16 protein-coding genes are annotated in these 18785 nt (G+C 56.2%); 8 read left to right on the top strand and 8 right to left on the bottom strand.

The features are described 5' to 3' along the window. Positions 1-94: 94 nt before the first annotated feature. Complete coding sequence (locus tag K6123_RS00080) at positions 95-1741, bottom strand: acyl-CoA synthetase (RefSeq protein ID WP_221792934.1); 1647 nt, start codon at positions 1739-1741, stop codon at positions 95-97. A 308-nt stretch (positions 1742-2049) separates the two neighbouring features. On the opposite strand from K6123_RS00080, the gene K6123_RS00075 reads away from it, so the two are divergent. Together K6123_RS00075 and K6123_RS00070 are read left to right on the top strand one after the other, a co-directional pair. Beyond that, complete coding sequence (locus K6123_RS00075; protein WP_221792932.1) at positions 2050-4623, top strand: cache domain-containing protein; 2574 nt, start codon at positions 2050-2052, stop codon at positions 4621-4623. Between the two features lie 35 nt (positions 4624-4658). Beyond that, positions 4659-5372 carry a response regulator transcription factor gene (locus K6123_RS00070; protein WP_221792930.1) on the top strand — a complete coding sequence of 238 codons (714 nt, stop codon included), beginning with the start codon at positions 4659-4661 and terminating at the stop codon, positions 5370-5372. A gap of 13 nt (positions 5373-5385) precedes the next feature. Here K6123_RS00070 and K6123_RS23345 read toward each other — a convergent pair whose 3' ends face one another. From K6123_RS23345 to K6123_RS00045, 5 genes are all read right to left on the bottom strand, one after another. Further along, entirely contained in the window at positions 5386-6897 is a 1512-nt protein-coding gene (locus tag K6123_RS23345; protein ID WP_221792928.1) for a methyl-accepting chemotaxis protein, read from the bottom strand. A 55-nt stretch (positions 6898-6952) separates the two neighbouring features. After that, the gene (locus tag K6123_RS00060) at positions 6953-7564 is read right to left on the bottom strand and encodes a hypothetical protein (protein ID WP_221792926.1); all 612 of its coding nucleotides are present in this window, start codon (positions 7562-7564) and stop codon (positions 6953-6955) included. Positions 7565-7593: 29 nt separating this feature from the next. After that, positions 7594-8877 carry a glutamate-1-semialdehyde 2,1-aminomutase gene (hemL, locus tag K6123_RS00055; protein ID WP_221794368.1) on the bottom strand — a complete coding sequence of 428 codons (1284 nt, stop codon included), beginning with the start codon at positions 8875-8877 and terminating at the stop codon, positions 7594-7596. A 94-nt stretch (positions 8878-8971) separates the two neighbouring features. Continuing rightward, positions 8972-9394, bottom strand: coding sequence for a protoporphyrinogen oxidase HemJ (gene hemJ / locus K6123_RS00050; RefSeq protein ID WP_221792924.1), 423 nt, complete (start codon positions 9392-9394; stop codon positions 8972-8974). Between the two features lie 24 nt (positions 9395-9418). After that, positions 9419-11176: a chloride channel protein gene (locus K6123_RS00045; RefSeq protein WP_221792923.1), complete on the bottom strand. Its 1758-nt coding sequence runs from the start codon at positions 11174-11176 to the stop codon at positions 9419-9421. A gap of 167 nt (positions 11177-11343) precedes the next feature. On the opposite strand from K6123_RS00045, the gene argC reads away from it, so the two are divergent. Genes argC through K6123_RS00020 form a run of 5 tightly spaced genes read left to right on the top strand, consistent with a single transcriptional unit; the run spans position 11344 to position 14484 of the window. Continuing rightward, positions 11344-12381, top strand: a complete 1038-nt coding sequence (gene argC, locus K6123_RS00040; RefSeq protein WP_221792921.1) for an N-acetyl-gamma-glutamyl-phosphate reductase — start codon at positions 11344-11346, stop codon at positions 12379-12381. Positions 12382-12406: 25 nt separating this feature from the next. Continuing rightward, positions 12407-13144, top strand: a complete 738-nt coding sequence (locus K6123_RS00035; RefSeq protein ID WP_221792919.1) for a DUF6776 family protein — start codon at positions 12407-12409, stop codon at positions 13142-13144. Between the two features lie 9 nt (positions 13145-13153). Beyond that, positions 13154-13573, top strand: a complete 420-nt coding sequence (locus K6123_RS00030; RefSeq protein ID WP_221792917.1) for a bactofilin family protein — start codon at positions 13154-13156, stop codon at positions 13571-13573. Between the two features lie 57 nt (positions 13574-13630). Beyond that, complete coding sequence (gene erpA, locus K6123_RS00025; protein WP_221792915.1) at positions 13631-13975, top strand: iron-sulfur cluster insertion protein ErpA; 345 nt, start codon at positions 13631-13633, stop codon at positions 13973-13975. An 8-nt stretch (positions 13976-13983) separates the two neighbouring features. Beyond that, positions 13984-14484, top strand: coding sequence for a hypothetical protein (locus K6123_RS00020; protein WP_221792913.1), 501 nt, complete (start codon positions 13984-13986; stop codon positions 14482-14484). 19 nt (positions 14485-14503) lie between these two features. Here K6123_RS00020 and K6123_RS00015 read toward each other — a convergent pair whose 3' ends face one another. Then, the gene (locus K6123_RS00015; RefSeq protein ID WP_221792912.1) at positions 14504-15610 is read right to left on the bottom strand and encodes an anhydro-N-acetylmuramic acid kinase; all 1107 of its coding nucleotides are present in this window, start codon (positions 15608-15610) and stop codon (positions 14504-14506) included. Next, entirely contained in the window at positions 15607-16794 is a 1188-nt protein-coding gene (locus tag K6123_RS00010; protein WP_246624540.1) for a M23 family metallopeptidase, read from the bottom strand. The genes K6123_RS00015 and K6123_RS00010 overlap by 4 nt, the downstream gene beginning before the upstream one ends. 216 nt (positions 16795-17010) lie before the next feature. Between K6123_RS00010 and tyrS the strand changes: the two genes are divergently transcribed. Beyond that, positions 17011-18309 (top strand): tyrosine--tRNA ligase, encoded by a 1299-nt coding sequence (gene tyrS / locus K6123_RS00005; protein WP_221794366.1) that lies wholly within the window; start codon positions 17011-17013, stop codon positions 18307-18309. Positions 18310-18785: the final 476 nt, after the last annotated feature.

Here is an 18785-nt window from a genome sequence, read left to right as displayed (position 1 = left end):
GCAGCGGCCCGAAAGGGTTCATGGTAAGAACCCATAGGGAATGGAGTGGGTCATTCCACCATCTCAGAAACCGTCATCTCAGAAATCAGTCATCTCAGGAGTCAGCCGTTTCAGGAATCGCGTTGTCCTTGGCCCACTGGCGCAGGACAAACTTCTGTACCTTGCCGGTGGAGGTGCGCGGCAGGGCGCTGAACATCACTCGCTTCGGTGCCTTGAAGTGAGCCATGTTGTCGCGGCAATAGGCGATGATGTCTTTTTCGGTCAGCTGTGAGCCTGCAACCAGTTTGACGATGGCGCAGGGCACTTCGCCCCATTTTTCGTCAGGTCGGGCGACCACCGCTGCGTCTTCAATTTCCGGGTGACGGAACAGCGCTTCTTCGACCTCGATCGAGGAGATGTTTTCACCACCGGAAATAATGATGTCCTTGGAGCGGTCCTTGATCTCGACGTAGCCATCCGGGTGCCAGACTGCCAGGTCACCGGAGTGGAACCAGCCGCCATCAAAGGATTTTTCGGTGGTGTGCGGGTTTTTCAGGTAACCCTTCATGACGATGTTGCCACGCATCACAATTTCACCGATTTCCTGACCGTTACGGGCCACTGGCTGCATGGTGGTGGGGTTCACCACCATCAAACCTTCCTGCATCGCAACCCGTACGCCCTGACGGGCCTTAAGGCTGGCGCGGTCCTTGATATCGAGTTCGTCCCACTGGTCTTTCCAGGCAGAAACCACACAGGGGCCATAGGTTTCTGTGAGGCCATAAACCTGGGTCACGTCGAAGCCGAGTTCTTCCATTTTCTGAATCACGGACGCTGGTGGTGGCGCGCCAGCGGTCATGACCTTGACCTTGTGGTTGAGGCCTTCACGCAGGGCCGGATCCACCCCGGCGATCATGCTCAGCACGATTGGCGCACCACACAGGTGATCGGCTTTCTCAGATACGATCAGCTTGACGATGTCGTCACCACGTACGGCCCGCAAACACACGCTGGTACCGGCAATCGCTGCCATGGTCCAGGGGAAACACCAGCCGTTGCAGTGGAACATCGGCAGCGTCCACAGGTAGGTCGCGTGGTTTGGCATGTTCCAGCTGAGGGCATTGGAAGCGGCATTCAAATAGGCACCACGATGGTGGTAAACCACCCCTTTGGGGTCGCCGGTGGTGCCAGAGGTATAGTTCAGCGAAATGGCCTGCCACTCGTCAGACGGCAGGTGGAAGGGGGCGTCGGCCTGACCTTCGGCCAGCAGGGCTTCATAGTCCAGCTGACCCAATGATTTGCCATCGGCAGCGAGGGCGTCATGGATATCTACAACGACTGGCGGCTCATGCAGCATGTGCAGGGCTTTCTCCACCACTGGCGACAGTTCGCGGTCCGTCAGCAGAATTTTGGTTTCGGCGTGCTGCAGGATAAAGGCAATCGCCGGGGCATCGAGCCGGGTGTTGATGGAGTTCAGTGTCGCGCCGCTCATTGGGACACCAAAATGCGCTTCAAAGTGCGCCGGGGTATTGGGAGCAATGATGGACACAGTATCGCCCTGACCAATACCACGCTGATTCAGTGCACTGGCCAGCTGGCGGCAGCGGTTCCAGGTATCAGCCCAGGTCTGGCGCAGCTCACCGTGTACCAGGGCAATTTTTTCCGGGTACACAAAAGCTGTGCGTTCAAGATACGAAATCGGTGTCAGTGGCGCATAGTTGGCGGTCACTGCATCAAGATTCTGTTCGTAGATATTTTGCATTGGGCTTCCCTCAGGTACGTCCTTGGAGCGTGCTATTGGAGTCTGATACTGCGCTGCAATTACCCCGGCCGGTGGCCAGTTGTGTTGAAAAACTGGTCGGCGGGATTGGCAGGCAGCTAGCGCAGGATGGCTCCGCGGGAAAGCTCTGGTTACCAATGTGGGTCATATACGCCCGGCCTCAGGGTCGTTATTGTTATTACTACGGAGTCGTTGTCGACAGCGGTCGACAATTCCGTATGAGTAGAGAGTAGGCAAAGAGTTTTGCCCGACTTTTTCGCAAATGTATCGAACTGTTACAGTGGCCCGAGATGCCTGAGACCAAAGCAGAACAACCTGTTGGCACCTTTTTTTCCGCGACGCGTTGGTTGCGGCGGCCAGGCCGTCTGTCGCGCCAGTTATCGCTGCTGATTCGCGGCATTCTGGTGGCGGTATTTATCTTTGTTTACGCCTACACAGTGCCGATGATCAAACAGAAAGTGTTTGAAATTGAGCGCAATTCGGCTCGTTTGGCCCTCAATAACACCTATGAAATTGCCAATCGTATGTACGCCGGGGTCGAGCAGTATCGGCAGCAGGCACTGGAAAACCGCAAGGACAGTCTGCAAATGGCGGTGGATCTGGCCGAGTCGCTGATTCGATCGCATGTTCAGGAAGCGATGCGGCGCGGCCTGTCAGCCGCTGAGGGGCGTCAGATCGCGATGGAATACCTGCGTAATTCCAGCTTTGATGATCACGACTACATCTGGGTGGTGGACTACAACCTCGGGGTGCTGGCACATCCGGACCCGAAATATCGTCAGGCTGGTGATGCTGCCTCCCTCAGTGACACTGAAATCAGCACGCTGCAGACGCTGGTGGGTCAGGCCCGTCGCGAAGGTTCCGGTTTTTACAGTTATCGCTGGCCACGCTTGCAGGCCAGCAGTGGCAGCGACAGCAAGGTTTCCTGGGTTAAGGATTTCCCTGAATGGGGGCTGGTGATTGGCTCTGGCGTGTATCTGTCAGATCTCGAACAACAGGTTGAACAGCGCCGTCAGCAAGCACTGCAGGATTTGCGGCAGGCGCTGCAGCAGACTCATATTGCCCGTACCGGCTATTTGTACGTGTTCGACAGCTCCGGCTACATGCTGATTCACCCCAACGGTAACCTCGACGGCATTCGGTTTATTCGACATGAAAACCCGCTCACCGGCCAGCCGATCTACAAGGAATTGATTGCTGCGGCTGACTCGGGCAAGGAGCTGCATTACCGCTGGGACAAGCCCGATGATCCCGGCAATTACGCCTACGAAAAACTGTCGCTGGTGCGTTATATGGACGGTTTTGACTGGTATATCTGTTCGTCGGTGTATCTCGATGAACTGCAATCGAGTTCCGAACTGCTCAGTACCCGCATCATGGTGTTGGCGGCCATCACCATGCTGGCGACACTGCTGATTTCCAACTTTTTTGTGAATCGTATTGCACGGCCGTTAGAGCAGCTGGCGGGCACTGCCTTGCGGGTTCGCAGTGGGGATCTGTCGGCCCGTACCGGCATTCAGCGCGATGACGAAATCGGCATTCTGGCATCCGGTTTTGACGCCATGGTTGAACGGCTGGAAGACAATATCGACACCCTGGATGCGGAAGTGCGTCAGCGTACCCAGCAGTTGCTGGAGTCCCACAATCAGGCCCAGCGCATGAGTGCGGTGGGCCAGCTGGCCGGAGGCCTGGCGCATGATTTCAACAATCTGTTGTCGATTGTGCAGGGTAATCTGGTGATCGCCCGCGAGCGTTTTGGGGATAACCCGGAACTGGATGCTCTGTTGGCGCCAGCCGAACGAGCGGCCCGTCGCAGCGCCGATATTACCCACCGGCTGTTAGCCTTTGCCCGCCAGCAGCCGTTACAGGCAGCGCCGGTGCGGGTCGACAGTCTGTTGCAGGGAACGGTTGAGCTGCTGTCCAGTTCGTTTACCAGCCGGCATCAACTCAGTTATCAGCCGGATCCCTCGCTGCAGGGCTGTTTGGCGCGGCTGGACCCCGGCTTGCTGGAAAATGCGTTGGTCAATCTGGGGTTGAATGCCCGTGATGCCATGCCCAACGGTGGTTTACTGAAGCTGAGTGCCGGGGTCATCGACTGGCCCGCCCAGCTGCCGACGGCCGAGACAGAACCGCTGCTGCAGTCGCTGGCGTTTGACGAAACCGTACCAGACGGTCGTTACCTGCTGATTGAGTGTCGCGACACCGGCGATGGTTTCAGTGATGAGGCTTTGGCGAAAGCCTTTGAGCCTTTTTTCACCACCAAACCGGGCCAGCTGAATTCCGGTCTGGGGTTGTCGATGGTGTTTGGTTTTGTGAAGCAGTCCGGTGGTTATCTGGCACTGGCCAATCAGACTGGCGGTGGTGCCGCGGTGGTGCTGCTATTGCCGGTGTGTGCGATGACTGACCCGGCAGCCGTGGTTGAAAGCCATCGCGATACGGCTGTGACTTCGGCAAGCCATGAGTTTGCCGGTCAGCTGTTCCTGTTGGTGGATGATGATCCGGATGTGCGGGAAGTAGTGCGCCAGCAATTGTCGGCATTGGATATTCACGTACTGGAGGCGTCAGACGCCGAGGAAGCCTTACAGTTGGCAGAAACCCTGCGGCAGAGTGGCAGTGAGCTGGCTGGTGTGGTGTCGGACGTGATGATGCCCGGTGATATCAAGGGCATAGAACTGGCCCAGCGCTTGCGCCAGCAAATGCCCGGACTATTGATTCTGCTGGTGAGCGGTTATGCTTTCGGCGCCGACGAAGATGCTGACAACTCCGGGGTTGTTGGCTGGCCACTGCTGCGCAAACCGTTTGACCGCCAGCAACTGGCGCAGGCCCTGCGGCAGGCCAACCAGGCAATGGAAAGCAATCAATAACCGATAACAATATTATCAGGACCGGAGATGTCGATATGAAAGGCCCAGCGTTGATCTATGTAGTCGAGGATGACGCCGATATAGCCCAGTTGGTGTGCCGGGAGCTGCAGCGTTACAGCCACCGGGTACAGGCCTTTCGTTCCGGCAGTCAGCTGGTGGCGGCGTTGCAAAGCCGGGCACCGGACATGTGTATCATCGATCTCGGGTTACCGGATATGGACGGCCTTGGACTGGTACGGGATCTGACCGACCGGCAGGACATCGGGGTGATGATTCTGTCTGGCCGTGACAGCTTGCCTGATCGGGTGTTAGGGCTGGAGCTCGGAGCCGATGATTACCTCAGCAAACCCTTTGATCCGCGTGAGCTGGTAGCTCGTACCAACAGTATCCTGCGGCGGGTACAACGGCCGGAAGCGGTGCGGCTGGTGGCCGATGATGACAGCCCGAGGGTGGCACATTTTGCTGACTGGCAGTTTGATATGGCGACCCTGCAGCTACAGCATGACGATGGTCGTCAGCTGGAGCTGAGCCCGGGCGAAGCCAAGCTGTTGCAACAGCTGCTGTTACGACCCCGGCAGATTCTCAGTCGCGAGGCGCTGATGGCAGGCAAAGACGATGGTTTTGACCGCAGCATCGACGTGCGGATGTCGCGTATCCGCAAGAAAATTGAGGAAGACCCCAAGTCTCCCCGCATCGTCAAAACCATCTATGGTATGGGTTATATGCTGACGGTCGACGTCAGCTGGTAAACGCTCTTACAGCTCACTGACGGGTGTGAAAGTGAGCCAGCAAACCGTGCAATTCGGTTGATGCGTGACTGACGCTACCGGCCAGTTCGCTGGATTCATTACTCTGTTGGGCAGCGTCTTCACTGACCGCCCGAATAGCCTCCAGATTCTTGCTGACTTCACTGATCGCCATGCTCTGTTCGCTGATCGCGCGCGCGATCTGCTGGCTGGTGAGGTGAATATTGGCGACGTGGTTGCTGACACTGTCGAGCTGTTCGCGGGTACGGCTGATCTGTTCAACACTGCTTTGGACGCCGGTCTGACTGGCCTGCATGGTGGCGACGGCTTCGGCCGAGCCTTTCTGCAACCGTTCGATCATGCGGCGAATCTCTTCGGTACTTTCCTGGGTACGTGATGCCAGTGTGCGGACTTCATCTGCCACCACGGCAAAGCCTCGTCCCTGCTCTCCAGCCCGCGCCGCTTCAATAGCGGCGTTGAGGGCCAGCAAGTTGGTCTGTTCGGCGATTGACTGAATCACCGCCAGCACAGAACCAATGTTGCCGGTTTCGCGGTCCAGATTCATGATCACATCGTGGGCCTTGCTCATGCTGTCAGCCAGTTTGTGAATGCTGTCGGTGGCGCTGGCAATCACTTTGGCACCATCATTGGAAAGCGATTGCGCCTGTTGTGATTCGGCTGCCGCTGCTTCGGCATGGGCGCTGATGTCCTGCATCGAGACGGTCAGCTCGTTGGTGGCGGTAGCGATCTGGTCCGTTTGCCGCTGCTGGTTACGGGTGCCTTCGGCGACCTGCGACGACAGTCGGGCCAGACGGTGGCCGGAGTCCTTGCTGGTTTCGGAAAGAATGTCGGCCTTGTTGACCAGTTCATTGACCTCCTCGAAGAATTCCATGAACTGGCGGGTAATTTCATGGCGGCTTTGGCTACTGCGGATATCCAGATTAATCCGACCGTTGTGATCAAGCTGGCTGCCAATATGCGACAGCTCCAGCCCTTGCTGGAAACTGATCCGGTTGCGCTCGGTCAGGAATACCAGTGCACCGGCTTCAACCACCACAAACAGCGCATGCAGCATGACCAGCTGGAAGCCGCTCAGTCCCAGGCTGGTACTGCTATCCGGAAATACCCAGACCGGGTTACCCGCTTCCTGCAGCAGGTTAAAGGCCAGGTGATGAACGGCAATCACGACTGCCGCAACAATAATCGGCAGGCTGTCGCGGTAGGTCATCAGTAACGCCAGCGAGACAAAAATGCCAAAGTGAATCTCGATCAGACCATGGGCCTGATGGATATGCAGGGCGGCGAACACCATCAGCGCGGCAGCATAGGTTGAGCGTGCCAGTTTGCTGGCAGGCGCCAGCTGGCCAATTATCACAGGGACCAGCACACTGGGTAAGCCGATCACCAGCGCGGCGGTCCAGCTGTCGTACCAGTTGGCCAACAGCAGGGATACGATAAACAGGGCACCACAGCAAACCGCAAAAAAACGGTCGGCCTGGCGATAGTGAAGGTCGGCACCGGTGGACATAGCGCTTGACTCCTCGGTCAGAATTGCTCGCTTTGTCCACCAGTATAGGCAGGGGTTATCGGCTCGATAGCGCGATTCGATAAGATTCCGGCTGACTTATGTACAGGGCAATGGTGGCGGCAAACAGCAGTGCCAGCGGGCTAAAAGCTGGCTGCAGTTGCAGCAGGGCAATCAGCGCCAACCAGATCAAACCTGGCAGCAAGCGTTGCAGCAACAGCTCTTTGGTCTTCAGAGCCTGAGCAACCGGCCGCCACCATGCCAGTGCGATCACCAGCAGTCCGCCCAGCAGGCTTACCAGCAGCACACTGTCCAGCGCATTGGCCCGCCGCGCCAGTTCAAACACTACGCACCAGCCAAGCAGAATCCGGCCCCAGATCTGGCGAGTCCAGTGATAACCAAAGCGCTCCGCCAGCTGGGTCGAAACCAGCATCGGCAAGGCCGCGTACAGACCCAGCTGGGTCATGATCAGGCGGCCACCCTCGACGGCTTCGCCACTGGCCATGGCGGCCAGCAATTCACTGACGGCGGTGCCGAGCAGTATCAGACCGGCGGCAAAACGACCGGCCGCACTGCCAGGCCATTGGTTGCCTTTGGTTGCCGGGCGGTTATGCCAGCTGATCAGCGCTGCGCTGATCAGTAGCCCGCAGGCGAACAGCAGTTCTGTCATGTCGTTTTTCCGTTACACCGTACTTGCTATCAGAGCGTCGCCATCACCAGATCGGCTGCCGCGATGGTGAAGTCGATATCTTCTTCCGTGTGTGCCAGCGACATAAAGCCTGCTTCAAACGCGGATGGTGCCAGGTAAACACCTTGCTCCAGCATGCCGTGGAAGAATTTGCCAAAGCGGGCGGCGTCACACTGGTCTGCGACCTGGCGGAAGTTTTCGACCTTGTCGAGTTCGGTGAAGAAAATGCCGAACATGGAACCGGCCTTGTTGTAGGTGAACGGCACACCGTGTTTGTCGGCGGCGGCCTTGAAGCCAGCCATCATCTGATCAACCCGGGCGGTCAGCTGTTCGTAAACACCGTCGCGCTGGATTTCTTTCAGCATTGCCAGACCTGCGGCCATCGCCAGCGGGTTACCAGACAGGGTACCGGCCTGATATACAGGGCCCAGTGGCGCCAGGTGCTCCATGATGGCACGCTTGCCGCCGAAGGCACCGACTGGCAGGCCACCACCGATCACCTTGCCCAGACAGGTCATGTCCGGAACGATGTCGTAATACGCCTGGGCACCGCCCAGCGCGACGCGGAAGCCACTCATCACTTCATCGAAAATCAGTACGATGCCGTGGACGTCACACAGCTCGCGCAGACCCTGCAGGAAGGATTTGGTTGGCGGAATGCAGTTCATGTTGCCAGCCACCGGCTCGACGATCACGCAGGCAATCTGGTCGCCGATCTGGGCGAAACATTCGCGCACGTTGTCGAGGTCGTTGTAGTTCAGGGTGATAGTGTGTTCGGCGACACTGGCCGGAACGCCTGGAGAGGTCGGTACCCCCAGGGTCATCATGCCGGAACCGGCTTTAACCAGCAGGGAGTCGGAGTGACCGTGGTAACAACCTTCGAATTTCACCATCTTGTCACGGCCGGTATAACCACGGGCCAGACGAATCGCACTCATGGTGGCTTCAGTCCCGGAGTTCACCATCCGCACCATGTCCATCGACGGGATCAGTTTGCAGACTTCGTCAGCCATGTCGCCTTCGATCGCGGTTGGCGCGCCAAAGCTCAGGCCCAGCTCCATACGATCACGGATGGCGTCGAGAATTTCCGGGGCGCTGTGGCCCAGAATCATCGGACCCCAGGAACCGACGTAATCGACATAACGGTTGCCATCAACATCAAATACGTGGGCTCCGGTCGCGCGTTCGAAGAAGATCGGTGTACCACCGACGCCCTTGAAGGCACGAACCGGTGAGTTTACACCGCCGGGAATGTGTTGCTGGGCGGTTTCAAACAGGGCCTGGGATTTGGAAATGTCGTAGCTCATCGGGTTCTCTCTTGTGAATCTATTTGTCTCCGCAGCGTGCGGTAACGCAGCGGTCAAAAACATGTGTCTGGCGCCTGACTGCTCAGAACGGTCGTACCACCACCAGGATCACGACGCCGATCAGAATAAAGACCGGCACTTCGTTGAACCAGCGGAACCAGACATGGCTGTGGCTGTTTTGATCATCCTTGAACTGGCGGTTCAGTTTGCCGCAGTACAGGTGATAGCCAACCAGCAGGGCAACCAGCGTCAGCTTGGCGTGCATCCAGCCGGATTTCAGGTAGTAGTCCGGGTTAAAGCTGATCAGCCAAAGACCCAGAGCGATCACCACCATCATGGCTGGCCACATAATGCCGCGGTAGAGTTTGCGCTCCATAATCTTGAAACGTTCGCGGGAAGCCTGGTCGTCTGCCATGGCGTGATAAACGTATAGCCGTGGCAGATAGAAAATACCGGCGAACCAGGTGATTACGGCAATGATGTGGAAGGCTTTAACCCAAAGCATGTGTTGGTCCTGTGCTGTAAACGGCTAGCGGATAACCTGCGGCCGATAACGATAGTGGCGTTCGATCATGGCGTTGGAGACCAGCCCGAGACAAGGGCCCTGGCCTTTACGTGCGTCCGGCTCGCGACGATACACTGCCAGCCATTCCAAGTCATTGGCTTGCATGCGTTCGAGAGCGTGCTGAAGGTTGGATCTGAGCGTAATGGCGCGCACAGAATGGCGTTCGCCGGGAATCTTCAGCAGGTCAATCCGGGTTTCTGGATGGCTGTCGTCACTGGCATCAATTAACTGGATGGCTTCTGACAAGGCCGCTGCCGACAGGATCAGCTGTTCGGATTCGATCAACAGCCAGTCAACGTGTTGCTCAATCAACTCGCGGGCGCCATTGAGGGATATCTGTTTGTCGGTGGTGGCGACTGAGCGGGTCAACGCTTCCGCTACCCAGGTGCTGAGCAGCATTTGCTGTACCGGGTGTGGCGTTTGATAGAGATCGTTCTGGCCCAGCTGGGCCCGGAAAATCGACGGCTGTTTGAATATTTCGCTGGCGACCAGCGTGGCGATCACAATCGCCAGCATGCTCGGCATAATGATATTGGGGTTGCCGGTCAGTTCCAGCAGGGCGACCAACGCCGCCAGCGGTGCCCGCAATACAGCGCCCATCATGGCGCCCATGCCTAGCATGACGTAGAAACCGGTTTCGGCCGGATAATCGGGCAACCAGATGTTCGACAGCCGTCCCATAATCGCTCCGACCATGGCGCCCATAAACAGCGTTGGGCCAATCAGTCCGGCGGGAAAACCGACCCCGGCGGCCCAGGCAGCCAGTACCACCTTGCCGAGTAACAGGCCGATAAACAGCCCCAGGCTGACATGACCCACCAGCGCTTCGTTAACCGTGTCGTAGCCAATGCCCATCACACCGGGCACCCACCAGGAAATGGCAGCGGTGGCCAGTGTCAAACCGCCCCACCGGGCTGCCAGCGGCCATTTGCCAATGCGCTGGAAGCGTTTCATCAACAGGATAAAACCGGCCGCCAACAAACCACAGGCCAGCCCGAGAGCAATCACATAGGGCAATTCCCACAGCGATGCCATTGCCAGCGGTGGCACGTCAAAGGCGGTGGCTGAACCAAACACCGCCTGGCTGATTACGGCACCAGCCACCGAAGCCAGAATAATAGGAATAAAGCCGCGCAGGTTGTATTCCAGCAACACCACTTCCATGGCAAAGATCACGCCCGCCATCGGCGTGTTGAAGGAAGCGGCGATAGCGCTGGCAACCCCGGCGCCGGCGAGAATCCGCAAGCGGTGATGGGCCACCCCGGCCGTTACACCGAGCTGGCTGGCAGCACCGGCACCCAGGTGAATCGCCGGGCCTTCACGGCCAACACTGTGGCCACTCAGCAAGGCCACTGCCGCCGCCAGCCATTGCAGCAGGATGTTAGTGAATGGCAGATAGCCCTGATGGCGTTCCATGCGGATCAGCACATGGGTCACGCCAACACTGCGTTGCTCTGGTTTCAGGGGCTGGAATATCAGGATCAGCAGTGCTCCACCGGCTACCAACAGACCGGCACGGAACCACTGCGTCAGGGCTTCGTAGTCGTCGGCGCTGCTCATCGGCAAGAGGATTTCCAGCGGCCATTCAATCGCCAGCCGGAACAGGGTGATCATCAGCGCCGCAGCAATACCGGCAGCCAATGCCAGTAACGCCAGACCCAGTTGATTATCGGATAGCACCAGCTGTTGCAGGCCATGCTGGAACCTGAGTTTGAACGACAAGCGACTCCCCTGTTTACAGTGGCAGAAATCAGTCTGGCCAACCCACGACAATCCGCGCTGGATGTGTCGCAAGTGGTATGAATAGGGGCCAGAAACGGTATTATAAGCGCCTTCGGGACGAGCTTGCCCCCGTTGTTGGCAGCTAATGGTGAAACAGAGGTGTTGATGTGATCAAGGTTGGTATTGTTGGCGGAACTGGTTACACAGGTGTTGAGTTGTTGCGCATCCTGGTAAATCACCCGGAAGTTCAACTGCATGTGATCACCTCGCGAAGTGAAGAAGGTATGCCGGTGGCGGATATGTATCCCAACCTGCGCGGCCATACCGATCTGAAATTCACCGCACCGGATATTAATACGCTGGGCGAATGTGACGTGGTGTTCTTTGCCACCCCACACGGCGTTGCCCACTCACTGGCTGCTGAAATTCTCGCTACCGGTACCCGCGTGATCGACCTGTCCGCTGACTTCCGTATCGCCGATGCGGATGAGTGGGAAAAATGGTACGGCCAGCCTCACGGCGCGCGCGAATTGCTGCCGGAAGCGGTTTATGGTCTGCCGGAATTGAAGCGTGAAGAAATCCGTAACGCCCGTCTGATTGCTGTGCCTGGCTGTTACCCGACTTCGGTACAGCTGGGTTTCCTGCCGCTGCTGGAACAAGGTCTGCTGCCGGATCAAACCCTCATCGCCGACTGTAAATCCGGTGTTTCCGGTGCTGGCCGTGGTGCCAAGGTTGGTTCGCTGCTGTGTGAAACCAGCGAATCCATGATGGCTTATGCCGTTGCCGGTCATCGTCACCTGCCGGAAATTCGTCAGGGTCTGGGCTGGATGGCTGGCAAGCCGGTCGGCCTGACCTTTGTGCCACACCTGACGCCAATGATTCGCGGCATTCACTCAACCCTGTATGCCTTTGCACCGGATCTGCCAGCTGAGCTGGATTTACAGGCGCTGTATGAACAACGTTATGCCAACGAACCCTTTGTTGATGTGATGCCAGCTGGCAGTCATCCTGCGACCCGTTCCGTGAAAGGCAGCAACATGTGCCGGATTGCGGTACATCGTCACGCCGAAACCGGCCAGATTATTGTACTGTCGGTGATCGATAACCTGGTCAAGGGCGCTTCCGGTCAGGCTGTTCAGAACATGAACCTGATGTTTGGTTTTGCTGAAAACGCCGGTCTTAACATCGTCGCCCTGATGCCATAAGCATCGCTGGTAGTAAGGAATTTTCATGGCTTTGCAAAAAGGCTCGGTGGTCAAGGGTAGCCCGCAAGATGAACTGGTTATTATCAGTCATCGGCGCGGTTACGCTTCGCGCGGCCGTTTTATGCGTTTCATGTTGTTGTTGCTGGTGGCTGGAGCAACCTTCGCTGCGACCTGGTTTTATCATCTCGAATCGGTGCGGACACTGCAGACCGAACGTGATCAGCTGGCGCAGGCACTGAATAGCAGTGCTTCCAGTATCGACTCGCTCAGTCAGAAAGTGGGCGTGCTCGAAAAAGGTGGCGAAGTAGACCGTCAGGCGGCCGATACTGTGCGCGGTTCGATTCGTTCGCTGGAAGACCAGGTGGTCAACCTCGAAGAAGAAGTATCGTTTTACAAAAGCATCATGGATCCGGCTGCCATCGAGAAAGGGCTGAAAATCCATAATCTGGACATCAGCCGACTTGATGACGGCTCGTTCCAGTATCGCCTGATGCTGACCCAGGTGGCAGACAACGCGAATGCTATCAGTGGTCAGGTGACATTGACGCTGGTGGGCCGGGATGACAAGGGTGAAGCCGCCATTCCGCTTAATGGCGATACCGTTGCCGGTAACAGCAGTGAATTCCGTTTTCGTTATTTTCAGGAGCTGGCTGGCAATGTCCGTCTGCCAGCGAACTTTCAACCTGTGCGCGTAGAAGTGATCGCCGAGGCCACCGGCCGCAAGGCGCGCCGGGTTGAAGCTCTTTTCGATTGGCCACAGTAAGGAACCGCCATGTTCAGTGCAAAAGACAAAAGCTCCAACGTGCAGTATGACACGCTGATTTCCGCCAAAACCGAGATCACGGGTGACGTACGTTTTTCCGGTGGCCTGCATGTGGATGGCGTCATCAAGGGTAACCTGCTGGCTGAAGCCGGTGGCAGTGCAGTGCTGCGCATCAGCAACAAAGGCCGGGTTGAAGGTGAGATCAAGGCGCCCAATATCATCATCAATGGTGAAGTCAGTGGTGATGTGCATGCCTTTGAATACATCGAACTGGCGAAGGACGCCCGTGTCACTGGCGATGTCTATTACAAGGCCATGGAAATGGTGCTGGGTGCCTGTGTTAACGGCCAGCTGAAGCATGTGGATGCGGCTGACAAGACGGCCAAACTGAAGCCGGTACAGTCTGTACCAGAAGCAAAAGTTGACTGAATTAGTCAGGTAAAGACATAATTTGATCAGTTTAATCAGGATAACCGCCAAAATATTATGACTGTCGTTGCTGCTGACCCTATTTCCCTCACCCCTGCTGCTGAGGAAAAAATCCGCGAGCTGCTGATCGAAGAGGCCGATGACGAACTCTGTCTGCGGGTTTTCGTGACGGGCGGCGGCTGCTCCGGCTTTCAGTACGGCTTCACCTTTGATGATGAAGCGGCTGAAGACGACAGTCTGATTGAGAAAGATGGCGTGCGGGTGCTGATCGACTCCCTCAGCTACAGCTATCTGGTGGGCTCTATGATCGATTATCAGGAAGGTCTTGAAGGCTCCCGCTTTGTTGTGACCAATCCGTCTGCCACGTCCACTTGTGGCTGTGGCTCATCCTTTTCTATCTGATTCGCGTTATGCCGTTGCCTCGGTTGGCTTTGTTCCGACAGGTCTTGTGCTCACTGCTGATCCTGACGGCAAGTCATGGCGTGCTGGCCGCAGCCGAGGTAATTGCAGATCCCCTCGACGGCTCTTCGGTACTTGAACCCGCCACGCTCGATAACCACTTTCAGGCCGCGATTGAACTGCACTCAGCCGACGAGCTGCGGCGGCTGCTGTCACGGGCTGAGCAACTGGTGGTCGACAATAACGGTTATAGCCGTCGTCAGCCGGTGACCTTTGTGTTGACTGGTGCGGAAATCCGGCTGTTTACTCCTTCCAACTACCAGGCCAACCGCGAGCTGATCGATCTCGCCGCCCGGCTGGACGCTTTTGAAATCGTTGATCTGAAGGTCTGTGAAAGTTGGATGGCCAGCCATGGTCTCAGTCGCCGGGACTTGCCTGCCTTTATCGACTTTGTTTCTGATGGCCCGCAGGAAGTGCAGCGGCTGGAAACGTCAGGCTACGTTTATTTCTAGATCGCAGTACATGGCCGTCTCAGGCTGGATAAATCGCTCCCAGAATCCGCTCTCCGCGAGCACCGGTCACGGTTGCCAGATTGCCGCTCAGGTTCATCAGGGTACGACTGGCGAGCCAGCCAAAGGCAGCGGCTTCGACCCATTGCGGATGAATGCCACGACTGGCGGTTGTGCCCAGCTGATGAGCTGGCAGTACTCTGCTCAGGCGTTGCATCAAGTCGCCGTTAAACGCGCCACCACCACACACCAGTAACTCTCCGGCTGCATGGCCATAATCCTGTACTGCGCGGGCAATGCTACGGGCTGTGAATTCACTCAGGGTTGCGAGGCTGTCGGCCGGGTTCAACCGAGCCATATCGTCGTGCAGTCGCTTGAGGGTAAAGAGTTCGCGGCCGGTGCTTTTCGGTGGCAGTTGGCTGAAGTAGGGATGCTGCAGCCAGCGTTCCAGCAGGTCTTCACAGGCATTACCCTGGCTGGCCAGTTGGCCGTTGGCATCGTAGCCCTGCTGCAGATAAACCTGGCAGTACTCGTCCATCAGGGCGTTACCGGGGCCGCAGTCAAAGCCGATAGTCCGGCTATCTGCCAGAACGGTCAGGTTGGCGATACCACCGATGTTTAACACCATGCAGGGTTGGTCTGCACTGGCAAACACCTGTTGATGAAAAGCTGGCACCAGTGGCGCTCCCTGGCCGCCTGCAGCGACATCCCGACGGCGGAAGTCTGCTACGCAGCAAATACCGGTGTGCTCGGCAATCCAGGCGGGATCGCCGATTTGCCAGGTTTTGACTTCCGGGGTAGTCAGATGACGCAGGGTATGGCCGTGGCTGCCAACTGCCACAATATCCGTGGCAGCAAGCTGTTGTTGCGCCAGTAGCTGCTGGACGACAGCCACAGATCGACGGGCAATAAACCGATCCAGCGCCAGTATCTCGTCGACGGCTAAGGCGTCAGCGATAGCCGCTTCCCGGAGCTGGCGTTTTTCATCTGCGCTGTAATCAATACTGCACTGCGCCTGCGTCTGAATCCGGTTTTGCTGAACTTCAATCAGCACTGCATCGATGCCGTCAGCACTGGTTCCTGACATCAGGCCGATATACAAGCCGTCCTGGCTTGCAGAACGGTTCATGGCCTGGCTCCAGAGAGGTTGCCATCAAGCCAGGTTTCCATTGCCTTGGCACGGGTCAGGAAGGCTGGCTTGTCTGCCGAAGAGATCGATTGGGCCTGCGGGAAGGCAAACTTGAGAGAATCCCGGAAGACGCCATCAACGCGGAATTCATAATGCAAATGGGGGCCGGTAGCGGCGCCGGTAGAGCCAACGTAACCGATCACCTGGCCTTGCTTGACGTAGCGGCCGGATTTTACGGAACGGTTGAACGCATTGAGGTGAGCGTAACGGGTTTCATAACGGGCGTTATGCTTGATGATAATCAGATTGCCATAGGTACCCTTGCGACTGGCGTAAATGACCTTGCCGTCACCAACGGCTTTCACCGGTGTGCCGGTTGGCGCAGCATAGTCGGTACCTTTGTGGGCACGGATGGTGTTGTAGATAGGGTGTTTGCGCTGCAGGTTGAAACGGGAGCTGATGCGGAAGAAATCGATCGGGTTGCGGAGGAATTCTTTCCGCATGCTGATGCCATCGGGTGTGTAGTAGTTGGCATTGCCGTTTTTGTCTTCATAGCGCACGGCGGTAATTTCCCGGCCCTGGTTAACAAAGCGGGCGACCTGAATATCGCCATTACCGATTTTTTCGCCATCCAGAAAGATCTCGTCATAGATCAGGCTGAAAGAGTCTCCCTTGCGGATATCCATGGCGAAGTCGATATCCCAGCCGAAGATACCAGCCAATTCAATCAGGGTTGATTCCGGTACACCGGCGCGTTCGCCATCGAGAAACAGCGAGTTGTCGATTGTGGCGCTGGCGAAGCGGGGGACACGCTCTGCGTCTCGTTCGATCAGTTGATAGCTGAGGCCCCCTTCGGCAGATCGCTCGAGAGTATGTTTGGCCAACGGCGAGATGGGTAATTCGATAGCGGTGATGCGGTTTTCCCAGTCGGTGGTCCAGCGGATCTGTTGGCCGGGGTAGAGGCGGATGGCATCTTTGGGGGCTACGGAGGCAATTTCGATGACGTCGACGGCAGAGAGGTTGTTGCGGGTAAACAGGGTCGACAAGCTGTCTCCGGAACGAACCTTGTCGGAGTGCCACTGCACGCTTTCGGTCACGTCGCCATCGCTGGGCGTTGCGGGTAGTGGAACGGTAAGACTGGTGACTTGCTGCTGTTCAGCCACTGGCCATAAGAGGGCAAACAAAACCAGTAAAACAAGAACAACGGCCCCCGCGATATGCGTAGCGGGGAAATACTGTAGCGGACTGCTAGCCTGTGACATCGTGGACGTAATTTCCTGAACTTCAATGGGCCTATAGGTGCATATTAGCGGCTGTGGGGATTTTAACCAGCGTGCTTGATTTTGCACATCGATCAGGTATGTTCGGTGGCCCTATTTAACATACATACCATTCCCGCCATGACAGCTGCATTGATCGAAGATTTGAAAGCGCGCGGCTTGCTGAATCAGGCAACCGCGGATCAGGAACTTATTGACCATCTCGAAAGCGGGATGCGCACCCTTTATTGCGGCTTCGATCCGACAGCTGACAGTCTGCATATCGGTAGCCTGGTACCGCTGTTGATGCTGAAGCGTTTCCAGCTGGCTGGCCACAAGCCCTTTGCTCTGGTCGGTGGTGCAACCGGACTGATTGGTGATCCGAGCTTCAAGGCCCAGGAACGCAAGCTGAATGGGCCGGACGTGGTGGCTGGCTGGGTGGATAAACTGAAAGCCCAGGTGAGTCAGTTTATTGATTTCGAGTGTGGTGATAACAGCGCGACCGTAGTTAACAACCTCGACTGGGTTGGCAACATGAGTGTGCTCGACTTCCTGCGGGATGTTGGCAAACACTTCAGTGTTAACAACATGATCCAGAAAGAGTCAGTTAAACAGCGTATTGAACGTGAAGGCTCTGGTATCTCATTTACCGAATTCACCTACATGTTGTTGCAGTCTTACGACTTTGCTGAATTGGCTGAGCGCGATAACTGCTCCTTGCAGATCGGTGGCTCTGATCAGTGGGGCAATATTGTTGGTGGTGTTGACCTTGCCCGGCGCATGTATGGTAAGCAGGTGTTTGGTCTGACCATGCCGTTGGTGACCAAGGCTGACGGTACCAAGTTTGGTAAAACCGAAAGTGGCACCATCTGGCTGGATGCCTCCAAAACCTCTCCTTATGCCTTCTATCAGTTTTGGCTCAACACCGCGGACGCTGATGCCTACAAGTTCCTGCGTTACTTCACTTTCCTGCCGGTTGAACAGATTGCTGCAATTGAAGCCGCAGACGCCGAGATCCAGGGGCGTAAAACAGTACAGCCGATTCTGGCTGAAGAAGTTACCCGTCTTGTCCATGGTGACGAAGCGTTGGCATCAGCCAAGCGTATTACCGAAGCGCTGTTCAATGGTGATATCTCCCTGCTGAGTGAAGCGGAGCTTGAACAGATCAAGCTGGACGGCTTGCCTTCCAGTGATCTGGATGTGGCCGCCATTGGTGAAACCCCACTGACTACACTCTTTACCGACGCAGGTATGGTCAAAGCTGGTCGTGAAGTAAAGGATGCGCTCGGACGTAATGCGGTGTTCGTTAATGATGAAGCCAAAGGTGCAGATGACAACATGAAAGCTTCCGAATGCTTTGCCATTGAGAAGGCTCTGTTTGGCCGTTTCTTCCTGGTGAAATTGGGCAAGAAGAAGTATCACCTGTTCGAAGTTAAATAATTTTTAAAAAAGGTATTGACGCAGGAGTCGGCATCCTTATAATGCGCGGCTCCTGAGTTGAGACGCCGCAAGGCTCTGAAAACAAAAGGAAAAAGGGGTTGACACTCTCGAGAAAGTCTCTAGAATGCGCGCTCCTGGCTTGATCGGAATTGCTTCAAACGAAGCCTCTGAAAAAGTTGAAAAAAGTGGTTGACATCGAAAACAAAGTGTTTAGAATGCGCAACCCGCTTCGAGGTAAAACGAGAAGCGCGCTCTTTAACAAAGAATTTAGACAATTACGTGTGGGTGCTTGCTGAGACGATTTGTAGTCACAAATTATCAAGTAAGAACTCGTCGATAATTCATTTATGTGAATGTTAACAGTTTTATTCTTGAGCAAGATTTAGATTGGATATTCCACCAATCGAAACTTTTTAAACTGAAGAGTTTGATCATGGCTCAGATTGAACGCTGGCGGCAGGCTTAACACATGCAAG

Origin of the sequence: Oceanobacter mangrovi, from assembly GCF_019740315.1 — a bacterium.
Taxonomy (GTDB): Bacteria; Pseudomonadota; Gammaproteobacteria; order Pseudomonadales; family Oceanobacteraceae; genus Oceanobacter; species Oceanobacter mangrovi.
This window is presented reverse-complemented; position numbering and strand designations above follow the sequence as displayed.

Excerpts from the sequence above, each read along its gene's own strand:
- K6123_RS00020 (WP_221792913.1), top strand. The coding sequence starts at position 13,984 with ATGCCGTTGCCTCGGTTGGCTTTGTTCCGACAGGTCTTGTGCTCACTG.
- K6123_RS00015 (WP_221792912.1), bottom strand. The coding sequence starts at position 15,610 with ATGAACCGTTCTGCAAGCCAGGACGGCTTGTATATCGGCCTGATGTCA.
- K6123_RS00060 (WP_221792926.1), bottom strand. The coding sequence starts at position 7,564 with ATGACAGAACTGCTGTTCGCCTGCGGGCTACTGATCAGCGCAGCGCTG.
- K6123_RS00080 (WP_221792934.1), bottom strand. The coding sequence starts at position 1,741 with ATGCAAAATATCTACGAACAGAATCTTGATGCAGTGACCGCCAACTAT.
- K6123_RS00030 (WP_221792917.1), top strand. The coding sequence starts at position 13,154 with ATGTTCAGTGCAAAAGACAAAAGCTCCAACGTGCAGTATGACACGCTG.
- K6123_RS00035 (WP_221792919.1), top strand. The coding sequence starts at position 12,407 with ATGGCTTTGCAAAAAGGCTCGGTGGTCAAGGGTAGCCCGCAAGATGAA.
- K6123_RS00075 (WP_221792932.1), top strand. The coding sequence starts at position 2,050 with ATGCCTGAGACCAAAGCAGAACAACCTGTTGGCACCTTTTTTTCCGCG.
- tyrS (WP_221794366.1), top strand. The coding sequence starts at position 17,011 with ATGACAGCTGCATTGATCGAAGATTTGAAAGCGCGCGGCTTGCTGAAT.
- K6123_RS00070 (WP_221792930.1), top strand. The coding sequence starts at position 4,659 with ATGAAAGGCCCAGCGTTGATCTATGTAGTCGAGGATGACGCCGATATA.
- hemJ (WP_221792924.1), bottom strand. The coding sequence starts at position 9,394 with ATGCTTTGGGTTAAAGCCTTCCACATCATTGCCGTAATCACCTGGTTC.
- erpA (WP_221792915.1), top strand. The coding sequence starts at position 13,631 with ATGACTGTCGTTGCTGCTGACCCTATTTCCCTCACCCCTGCTGCTGAG.
- K6123_RS23345 (WP_221792928.1), bottom strand. The coding sequence starts at position 6,897 with ATGTCCACCGGTGCCGACCTTCACTATCGCCAGGCCGACCGTTTTTTT.